Consider the following 9,802-nt stretch of genomic DNA (forward strand, 5'->3'; position numbering starts at 1 on the left):
TTCGGATGCTTACACTGTTTCTTTCATTTTTTCACCGCTTCCCTTCAAATATGCTGGAAACAATATCGTCTATGGATGCAGCACAAAGAAGAAACCCCAATAAACAGGCCTTTAAGCGTGTTTACTGGGGTCGAAAGAGATCGTTATGGAGTCGTTCCTGGCTCCGGTGTTACTTCTGCAGGCGTATCATCTGCTGGGGTTGGATCGGTCGGTGTATCATCTATAGGTGTTGTATCATCCGCTGGCGTTGTGTCATCTGCAGGTGTTGTGTCATCTGAAGGTGTTGTATCGTCTGTTGTATCATCCGTTGGATCCGGAATATTCAAATATCCGTTCTCAACCAAGTTGACAATCAGTTGAACAGCTTCCGCACGTGTCAGTGGTTTATTCGGTTGGAATTCTCCTCCAGGCATACCAATGGCTACGCCTGTATCCTTACTCCACTCAACCTGCTCGGTAAACCATTTTCCTTTTGGAACGTCCTTGAACGTACCTTTGTATTCTCTCTTGCCTTGTCCTAATCTTTTTCCATTTTGCGTATCATCTGCCGGAGTGGTTCCATTCTGGGTATCATCTGTTGGCGTTGTATCCGTACCGTCTGTTGTATCATCTGTGGTGTCTGTACCATTCGTTGTCCCCATATCATCTGTTGTATTATCGTCGGTTCCCGTCTCAAACGGACGATAATCACCGAATCCCAAACCTCGGAAGTCATTATCACGATTCATGTCTCGGTCCATCTTACCGAAATCGCCGATTCTTTGGCCTGTTCCACGATTATAAGGACTCACGGAACCAATACGATTCGCTCGATCTAAGGATTGGTTCTGCACTTCTCCATTGTTGTTGTTCGTGTCGGCGCAAGCCATCAAGCCCGCTGACATTAGAAGCACAACGCCTGTAATGAGTAGTTTTCTCACAAAATAACCTCCCCTTGATGATTAGATGATTACGATGTTAATTTGCTGCGATTCACGCCGCTTTATACTGTGATCATTTGTCGTGTATAGGGGGTTATGGATGAAGTTTTTTTTATAACTGTAATCGAAGAACATATGGATGAACTGGCATGGTACGAGCAGCATTCCCGTCCCCTGGGGCAGTGTTTTCTTCCCATTAAACCAAGCAAACGCGAAAAAAAGGTTCCACATCTTTGGATTTCCAATTGCTTTCCTTCAACAATGTACACCAAAACTAAAAAACCAATAACAAAGGGGATCCTATACATGATAAAAAAAGCATTATTCATGGAAGAAAAAGGCCATGTTCGCTTATGCACGAGATCGAGTCGCTTCTGATCTTTTTCGCGGACTCATGAACGCGCTGATCCAAGCAGATCAAATGGGGATCGGCATGTCACAAGTGCTGCGCGCGCAAACCACTCGTATTCGGGAGCAGCAGCGTCAGCACGCGAAAGAGCAGGCGATGAAAGCGCCGATGTAACACCATACAAAGCTCCCATTAAAAAAGCCTGCGCCTTCAACCCACTAGGGATTGAAGACGACAGGCTTTTGGGGCAGGAGTCATTACACCATGATCTCGCAGATTTCGTTCGTAAATGTGACAGGATCCTCAATGGGCAGTCCTTCAATTAAGAGAGCTTGATTATACAGCAAATGAGTGTACAGCTTCAGCTTTTCTTTATCATGTTCTAGGGCGGCCTGCAGTGATTGAAACACCTTATGGCTGGCGTTAATTTCGAGCACCTTGTCAGCTTTCACGTCTTGTCCGTTCGGCATTGCTTTTAATATTTTCTCCATCTCAATCGTCAGCTCGCCTTCTGCGGTCAGGCATACCGGATGAGATTTCAGTCTTTTGGACGCTTTAACCTGCTTCACCTTGTCGCCCAAGATTTCTTTCATCGCATCGAACAACTGCTTATGCTCTTCCTTGTCATCCGTTTCGTTCTGATCTTGATCTCCTTCAATGCCTAAATCTCCGCTGGAAACGGATTTGAATTCCTTCTCTTTATAGTTCATCAGCATTTTGATCGCGAATTCATCGACATCGTCTGTAAAGTACAGGATTTCATATCCTTTATCCGCAACGAGCTCAGTTTGCGGCAGCTTCTCAATCCGTTCAATCGATTCACCCGCGGCATAGTAAATGTATTTCTGATCTTCCGGCATACGGGAGACATACTCTTCCAAGGTAACCAGCTTCTTCTCTTTCGAGGAATAGAACATAAGCAGATCCTGAAGGTCCTCTTTATGCATGCCGTACTCGTTATAGACACCGAACTTCAGCTGTCTTCCGAAAGCGTTATAAAATTTCTCGTACTTCTCTCTTTCGTCCTTCAGCATGCTTTGCAATTGACTTTTGATCTTATTCTTAATATTTTTTGCGATCAGTTTCAGCTGCCTGTCATGCTGCAGCATTTCGCGAGAGATGTTGAGCGACAGGTCCTCGGAATCGACCATTCCTTTGACGAAGCTGAAATAGTCGGGGAGCAGATCAGGACATTTGTTCATGATCAGTACTCCGTTCGAATACAGCTCCAAGCCCTTCTCGTATTCCTTCGTATAATAGTCGAACGGCGTGCTTTCCGGAATAAACAAAATGGCGTTGTAAACCACCGCTCCATCCGCACTGATATGGATGTGCTTCAACGGTTTATCGAAGCCGTAGCGTTTTTCCGCATAAAATTTCTCGTAGTCTTCATCCGTCAGCTCGTTTTTATTTTTACGCCAGATCGGCACCATGCTGTTGATGGTTTGTTCCTCGGTATATTCCTCGAACTCGCCTTCGCTGCCTTCCATAGGGCGCTGTCCTTTGACATCCATTTTTATCGGATAGCGAATGAAATCGGAATACTTCTTAATAATGGATCGCAGGCGATACTCTTCCAAATATTCATCATACTGCTCGTCGTCCGTGTTCTGCTTGATGTGCAAAATAATGTCCGTACCGACCGACGCTTTCTCGCTCGGCTCGATAGTATAGCCGTCCGCACCTTTCGATTCCCATTTATATGCTTCCTCGCTGCCTAAAGCTCTGCTGATAACCGTCACCTGATCTGCAACCATGAAGGCAGAATAAAATCCAACCCCGAACTGGCCGATAATGTGATGTCCGTCCTTCAGTTCGTTCTCGTTCTTGAAGGCAAAAGATCCGCTCTTGGCAATGACACCGAGATTGTTCTCCAATTCTTCCTTCGTCATGCCGATGCCCGTATCGGAAATCGTCAGCGTTCGGCTGCCTTTATCCGGCGTAATTTTGACATAGTAATCATCCTTATTGAAAACCAAGCTGCTGTCGGTTAACGCGCGATAATAAATTTTGTCTATGGCATCGCTCGCATTCGAAATGAGCTCTCGAAGGAAGATTTCCTTCTGGGTATAAATCGAGTTGATCATCATTTCCAATAATCTTTTGGATTCCGCTTTAAACTGTTTCTTGGCCATAAATAGATCTCCTTCCGATCATGTAATGGAACCGCGACGCTTCGTTCGGCATTCACTCATACATTTAGCACTCTACAAACTAGAGTGCTAATACTATATTTTATATACCATATCCCATTTTTTGCTGTCAACCAAGTTTGAACCGTATAGACAAACTTATATCGTTTGCTTCACACGGTTCAAGACGGGAACAATCTCTTCATGCACGACGATATCAAACAGCTCATCCATCATCGTCGGCTCCTTATTGATGATCGCTTTCGTAATGCCGCGGTCATGGCGAATGTAGTTTGGAAGCTCCTTCACGGGGTACACAGTAAGCGAAGTCCCCAGAACGATGAACAGCTCACAGCCGCATATCGCATCCACCGCTTCCTCCATATGCTTCACCCGCCCCTCGAACAGAACAACATCGGGCTTGAGAATCACATCGTGTTTCCTGCATCGCGGGATTTCCTCTGCGAGCAGATCCTTCAGACCATATTCTTCATGGCATTTGGGACATCTCGCCTGATCCAATGAACCATGTACCTCAAGCACACGGCTGCTGCCGGCTTTACGATGCAAACCGTCCACATTTTGGGTAATGATTGTAACCGTCTTCCCCATCGCTTCAAGCTCCGCCAAGAACAAATGGCCGGCATTCGGTTCAACCTCTCTAATCTGCTGAAAGCCGAAAATTTCTTTGAAATATTTCCAAAACAGCTTCGGTTTAGAATGAAAATACGATTCCGATAAGATCGCCTCTACGTTCAATTCCCGGTCGTATAATCCTCCGCGCGATCGAAAGTCGGGGATGCCGCTTGCCGTACTCATGCCCGCTCCTGTCAACACTGCAACCTTCCCTGCCTCTTTCAGCGCTTCAGTCAGCTTCTGTACTGCTTCCAAACGAATCACCTCTCGTACAGATTTAACCTTCCGTTCACTTCCTGATGATCATTTTTTCCTATTCTCTATGAAGCATAACATCCTTCCCGCAGCGCCAGCAAATGCGTCCGACAAACTCACTCCGCTTTTGATTCAAACGGATGAAAACAAAACAACCACCAGCCCCTAAAGCAGGGGTCTGGTGGATGCTCTGGCCAGCAGTTCCGCTGGAAATATGCGATGTGTATGCTTCACTTTTTTATGGATCATATCGAACAGGATGCGGATGGTCTCCTCCGCCATTTCCTCGACCGGCTGACGAATCGTCGTCAGCGAAGGATTATAATAGAAGGAAATATCCAATCCATCGTAACCGGCGACGGAATAATCTTCCGGCACACGCTTGCCATCCTCGAATATCGCTTTGCAAGCGCCGATAGCCAAGCTGTCGGCAACCGCAAAAATCGCGGTAACGTCAGGATTGGCGCTTAACCGATGCTTGGTTACGGCGTATCCGTTATCCATACTGAAGCCTTCGATATCCTCTCTCATGTACCATGCCCATTCTTCACGGAAGGTGATTCCGTGATCCTCCAAGGCCTTCAAATAGCCTTCGAAACGGAGCGTTCCGACATCGACATGGTCTGGCGGAGAAGTAATGATCGCGATTTTTCGGTGTCCGAGACCGCACAAATAATCGACCATCTTGTAGCTTTCTTTAAAATCATCGACAGACACAGAGGAGTAGTTTTCGCTTCCGACTTCAGAGGTCACTCCGCCGGTACTCAATATGAACGGTACCGTTATTTGCTTAAACTTTTCGTTGGCATGAGAGAATTGTCCGCCCAAAAAAACGATACCCTTGAGCCGCTTCTCCTTCTCCAATTCAATGGCCACTTCGACCTCATCCTGATTTTCATCCACACGATGCAAGATGAACGAATATTTATTCTTCTGAATTTCCTTTTCGAACACCTTAATCATGTGATTAAAGAACGGATTCGTAATCCCTTTGATCAAAACAGCGATCGTCTTCGAAGCGGAGCGTTTTAAGTTTCTGGCGCTGTTGTTCGGAACGTAGTGGTTATCTCGAATCACCTGCATTATCATCGCTTTTGTTTCTTCACTGATGTCAGGATGATTGTTCATCGCTCTGGACACGGTCGTGACGCCGACACCGCACATCCTCGCAATATCCGTAATCGTTATTTTATCCGGTTTTTGATCAATCATTGTCCGCTGTTTCATACTTCTAACTCCTTGAAATGTTCATTTAGCAATTGCTTCATCTCATTTCCCCATCACAGCGTAGATGCTTACAAGATCATCCGATTCGTCGCATGCTTACTACCAAATATAGCAAATGAATGCAGATATAAACAAGATGTTACCCTTTGACCGCTCCCGCAACGACGCCCTCGATAATGTATTTTTGACAGAACAAGTAGAATATAACGATCGGTACGATTGCCAATACAAGCATAGCCATCATCGCACCCATATCAATGGAACCGTAGCCGCCCTTCAAGTATTGAATGGCAATCGGTATGGTCTTGTATTCGGTACCGATGACCAAATAAGGCAGCAGATAGTCGTTCCAAATCCACATAACGTTCAATATCGCTACCGTAATCGCAATCGGCTTCAGAAGCGGCAGAATGATTTTGAAGAAAGCTTGAGCCGGGTTGCAGCCGTCCATCATCACTGCCTCTTCAATCTCAACCGGGATCGATTTAACAAATCCGCTGAAGAGGAAAACAGACAATCCCGCACCAAATCCGAGATAAATGATCAAAATGCCTACCGGGTTATCCAAATGAAGCATATTGGCCACTTTCGTCATACTGAACATCACCATTTGGAATGGTACGATCATCGAAAAGACAAAGATATAGTACAGTGTATTCGTAAATTTCGTTTTTACTCTCGTAATATACCAAGCAGTCATCGCTGTAAAGAGAACAATCAGCAGCACCGAGCCAATCGTAATGAACAGCGACATTTGAAACGCACTGAAGAATCCGGTTTTTTCCAGTCCGCTGACATAGTTGTCAAGGCCGACAAAGGTGGTTGAATCCGGCATATCGAACGGCGCGTCGCTAATAAAAAATTTTCCTTTAAACGAGTTCATCAATACGATGAAGATCGGGGCTAAAAACAATACAGCCAGTATGATCAAAAGTAGTGTAATCAAGTAATCCTTTGCGCCTGTTTTCTGCATTAGTTTTCAACCTCCTTTCTTCTCGTAGCTACCAGTTGTATGAAGGCAATAGCCGCAACTAATACGAAGAACACAACTGCTTTCGCTTGACCCACACCCTCGAAGCCGACCTTACCGTAGAAGGTATTGAAAATATCGAGTGCCAGCATTGCGGTTTCCTTAGATGGTGCGCCGGCCGTGAGCGCCAAGTTTTGGTCAAACAGTTTAAATGAATTCGATAAGGTCAAAAATGTACAAATCGTAATCGCCGGCATGAGCAGCGGAATCGTAATTTTACGCAAAATCGTAAACGGAGTTGCACCGTCGACCCGTGCCGCCTCAAGCAATTCCTTCGGCACATTTTGTATGCCTGCAATATAAATCACCATCATATATCCAATCAACTGCCAGTTCATTAGAACGACTAATCCCCAAAATCCATAATCTGCGCTATAAGTCAATGTCACGCCGAATTTATACAGAATGCCGTTAAGAATGAGCTGCCAAATATATCCGAGCACAATACCGCCGATCAAATTCGGCATAAAAAATACAGTACGGAACAGATTCGTTCCTTTTCTGCCTTTCGTTAACAGCATCGCAAGCGCGAATGCCAGTACATTGATGGTCAGCATGGTGACAACCGTAAATTTAATCGTAAACCAAAGTGCGTTAAGAAATTCCTTATTTGAAAAGGCTTCAATATAATTGCTGAATCCAACCCATTTCGCATCCGTGACTGTAGTAAACTCGGTAAAAGACAAATAAACGCCTAATAGAAACGGGATTACAAACGCCACTGAGAAGGCCAGCAACGTCGGCAATGCAAAAAGGGCAAAATATTTCTTAATTGCTTTCTCCATTTGTCTTCTCCTAACTCCGTATTAAAATGGCGGGGTCATTCTCTCTTTATTCCCTCAACATTTGATTATGCCACGCAGCACCTTATTCGGCGCTCCGTGGCATAAACTTTTGAACCGACGAAACTATTTTTTTATCATTCTACTTATCTTGATTTCTCAGATTTCCAAGTATCGATAACGGTCGTTACAACTTCTTCCCACTCCATATTGCCTTGTGCGTATTGAAGCAGGGCATCACCGAATACGTTTTTGAATTCTTCACTTGGGAAAGCAGCGAATGTCCAAGGAACGGAAGTCACGTCTTTCTCCATCCAAGCAAGTACTTCTCTAGCAAGCGGATCCGCTGGCTTCTCAGCATCCGTGAACGTGCTGAACGGAGCGATAAAGCCAAGCTCGTTGGTTACATATTTTTTACCTGTTTCACTGGAGAAGAGCCATTCCAAGAATGCGATCGAAGCTTGCTGCTTCTCTTCGGATACTTTGCTGTTTACAGCAAAGTAGTTTTCCGTACCTACCGCAAGACCTTGCTGTTCTTCGCCTTCTACACCTGTATACACCGGTAAGAATTTGATATCTTCTGCTTTAACGACGTTGCCGTCCACTTCATTAATTTGCGACCATGCCCAGTTTCCGTTTTGCACCATTGCTGCCTTGCCTAATGCAAAGTCCGCCATGGAATCTGCAACCGTCTTCGCACCTAACAATCCGCCTTCTGTAACGGAGTTATTAATGTAGAGATCGAAAATATTTTTGAAGTTTTCGTTATAATTAAAGGAAATTTCGGTAGAATTGAGTCCTGCCATAACAGAGTTCTCGTATTCTGTGTTTTCATTGAATTCGTAGTAGAGCGGGAAGTTCGCCAAATGGGTCTGCCATCTCCACTGTTCTCCGGCAGCGAGGGAAGTGGAAGCGAATACGCCTTCAATGCCAAGCTCTTCCTTCTTTGCCTGCATGTCTTCAACGACAGCTTTCAGCGTGTCAAAGTTGTTGATTTCATCTACAGATGAAACCTGAACCGCTTTATCCGCCAATGCAAAATATTTCTGCATAATCGCGTCATTGTAAATAATACCGTAGCCTTCAACGACGTAAGGAATACCATAAACTCCGTCACCGTCTGTTACGGCCAAGCTTTGATCTGTGAGCGTTTTGTAAAGCTCTGTATCTTTCAAATCAAGCGTGTATTCTTTCCAAGATTCATAGCCGACAGGTCCGTTAATTTGGAAAATCGTCGGAGCATTGGATTTGGCAATCTCCGATTTCAAAGTCGTTTCATACGTACCGCTAGCTGCTGTAACCACTTTCACCTTCACGCCCGTTTCAGCTTCGTAGTCTTCAGCAATTTGCTCATATACTTGTGCGATTTCTGGTTTGAAGTTCAGGAAATAAATTTCTTTACCTCCCGATGCAGAATCACCCTCGGAATTGTTTCCGCATGCCGCAGCGATAACGGTAATCATGATTGCAGCCAGCATGACACTCGCAAGTTTTTTCATCTTGCCCATGGTTAATCCCCTCTTTTCTCTGTTGTTGGTGAAAACATCGATCGATAACGTTACCGGAAAAACAACAGGTAATTTAATTCGGTAACCTTTCCGGAAACGTTATCGGAAACGTTTTCAACAGAAAAAATCATATCACATTGCTTTTTTCATTTCAATACGTAATATATAAATTCATCTAACTTTAATATTTGAACCCCATCCACCCATTCATCGAACCTGTTTCCGGGAAACTTCAGTGTTAAACAGAAAAAGGGGTTCCGAATTAGCCGGCCCCCCTTAAATCGTTTCAACTTTATTTAACCGTTTGATTGTACTGACCAATCTTGGATGTAATTTCCTGCTCCGCCTGATTCAAAGCTTCTTCTACGGACTTCATGCCGTTAATCGCCTCTTCCATCGCGGTCTCTACAATTTGCCTTGCTTCAGGAAATACGCCCATCACAGCTCCTTTGGTCGCTAAATTCAGCTTCGTGCTGTGCAGCTGATCGACAGCTGTCTGAAACTGAGGATACTGTTCCATGTTATCCTTGACCAACTGTTCGTCATACGCTTTCTTCGTAATAGGGAAGTATCCAGTGTTCACATTCCAATATGCCTGCTGCTCCGGTGCGGCAAGGAATTTGATGAATTCCCATGCTCCCTGCTGCTCTGCCTCCGAGCGGCCGTTCATAATGTACAAGCTTGCCCCACCGACGATTACACCGCCTTCTTCGCCATCCGAAGGACGAGGCAGGAAGGCGGTTCCGACTTCAAATTTGTCGCCAACGCCATTTACAATTCCCCTTAAGGCCGCTGTCGAGTCCAAAATCATGGCTACTTGACCTGCAGCGAAAGCCTTTTTCTGTGAAAGCCGTATTTCCTCGTATTACCGTTGTCGCTGGAACAAAGCGGGGGCCAAGAACACTTGAGTCTAAAGAAGGCAACAGGATGCCCGGTAGAACGAATTTCGTCTACAAGGTATAA

The 9,802-nt window shown here is 45.0% G+C and carries 8 protein-coding genes and 1 pseudogene; 1 reads left to right on the forward strand and 8 read right to left on the reverse strand.

Going from position 1 to position 9,802, the window contains the following annotated elements:
• Positions 1 to 143: 143 nt before the first annotated feature.
• Positions 144 to 920 (reverse strand): S-layer homology domain-containing protein, encoded by a 777-nt coding sequence (locus tag ACFPXP_RS02225; RefSeq protein ID WP_379891975.1) that lies wholly within the window; start codon positions 918 to 920, stop codon positions 144 to 146.
• Between the two features lie 343 nt (positions 921 to 1,263).
• Between ACFPXP_RS02225 and ACFPXP_RS02230 the strand changes: the two genes are divergently transcribed.
• A complete protein-coding gene (locus ACFPXP_RS02230; RefSeq protein ID WP_379891977.1) occupies positions 1,264 to 1,443 on the forward strand; it encodes a hypothetical protein in 180 nt (59 codons plus the stop codon).
• An 83-nt stretch (positions 1,444 to 1,526) separates the two neighbouring features.
• Here the strand turns inward: ACFPXP_RS02230 and htpG are convergent, their stop codons facing one another.
• From htpG to ACFPXP_RS02265, 7 genes and pseudogenes are all read right to left on the reverse strand, one after another.
• Entirely contained in the window at positions 1,527 to 3,404 is a 1,878-nt protein-coding gene (htpG, locus tag ACFPXP_RS02235; protein ID WP_379891979.1) for a molecular chaperone HtpG, read from the reverse strand.
• Between the two features lie 156 nt (positions 3,405 to 3,560).
• The gene (locus tag ACFPXP_RS02240) at positions 3,561 to 4,301 is read right to left on the reverse strand and encodes an NAD-dependent protein deacylase (protein WP_379891981.1); all 741 of its coding nucleotides are present in this window, start codon (positions 4,299 to 4,301) and stop codon (positions 3,561 to 3,563) included.
• Positions 4,302 to 4,457: 156 nt separating this feature from the next.
• Positions 4,458 to 5,519 carry a LacI family DNA-binding transcriptional regulator gene (locus tag ACFPXP_RS02245; protein ID WP_379891983.1) on the reverse strand — a complete coding sequence of 354 codons (1,062 nt, stop codon included), beginning with the start codon at positions 5,517 to 5,519 and terminating at the stop codon, positions 4,458 to 4,460.
• Between the two features lie 139 nt (positions 5,520 to 5,658).
• Positions 5,659 to 6,492 (reverse strand): carbohydrate ABC transporter permease, encoded by an 834-nt coding sequence (locus tag ACFPXP_RS02250; RefSeq protein ID WP_379891985.1) that lies wholly within the window; start codon positions 6,490 to 6,492, stop codon positions 5,659 to 5,661.
• On the reverse strand, positions 6,492 to 7,334 hold the full coding sequence (locus ACFPXP_RS02255; protein ID WP_379891987.1) for a carbohydrate ABC transporter permease: 843 nt from the start codon (positions 7,332 to 7,334) through the stop codon (positions 6,492 to 6,494). Before ACFPXP_RS02255 ends, ACFPXP_RS02250 begins: the two co-directional genes overlap by 1 nt.
• 143 nt (positions 7,335 to 7,477) lie before the next feature.
• The gene (locus ACFPXP_RS02260) at positions 7,478 to 8,839 is read right to left on the reverse strand and encodes an ABC transporter substrate-binding protein (protein ID WP_379891989.1); all 1,362 of its coding nucleotides are present in this window, start codon (positions 8,837 to 8,839) and stop codon (positions 7,478 to 7,480) included.
• 292 nt (positions 8,840 to 9,131) lie between these two features.
• Positions 9,132 to 9,680 (reverse strand): annotated as a pseudogene (locus tag ACFPXP_RS02265) (extracellular solute-binding protein); the annotation flags it as partial.
• Positions 9,681 to 9,802: the final 122 nt, after the last annotated feature.

The sequence above is a fragment of the Marinicrinis lubricantis genome (assembly GCF_042658665.1).
Classification (GTDB): domain Bacteria; phylum Bacillota; class Bacilli; order Paenibacillales; family KCTC-33676; genus Marinicrinis; species Marinicrinis lubricantis.

Excerpts from the sequence above, each read along its gene's own strand:
- ACFPXP_RS02250 (WP_379891985.1), bottom strand. The coding sequence starts at position 6,492 with ATGCAGAAAACAGGCGCAAAGGATTACTTGATTACACTACTTTTGATC.
- ACFPXP_RS02230 (WP_379891977.1), top strand. The coding sequence starts at position 1,264 with ATGTTCGCTTATGCACGAGATCGAGTCGCTTCTGATCTTTTTCGCGGA.
- ACFPXP_RS02255 (WP_379891987.1), bottom strand. The coding sequence starts at position 7,334 with ATGGAGAAAGCAATTAAGAAATATTTTGCCCTTTTTGCATTGCCGACG.
- ACFPXP_RS02260 (WP_379891989.1), bottom strand. The coding sequence starts at position 8,839 with ATGGGCAAGATGAAAAAACTTGCGAGTGTCATGCTGGCTGCAATCATG.
- htpG (WP_379891979.1), bottom strand. The coding sequence starts at position 3,404 with ATGGCCAAGAAACAGTTTAAAGCGGAATCCAAAAGATTATTGGAAATG.
- ACFPXP_RS02245 (WP_379891983.1), bottom strand. The coding sequence starts at position 5,519 with ATGAAACAGCGGACAATGATTGATCAAAAACCGGATAAAATAACGATT.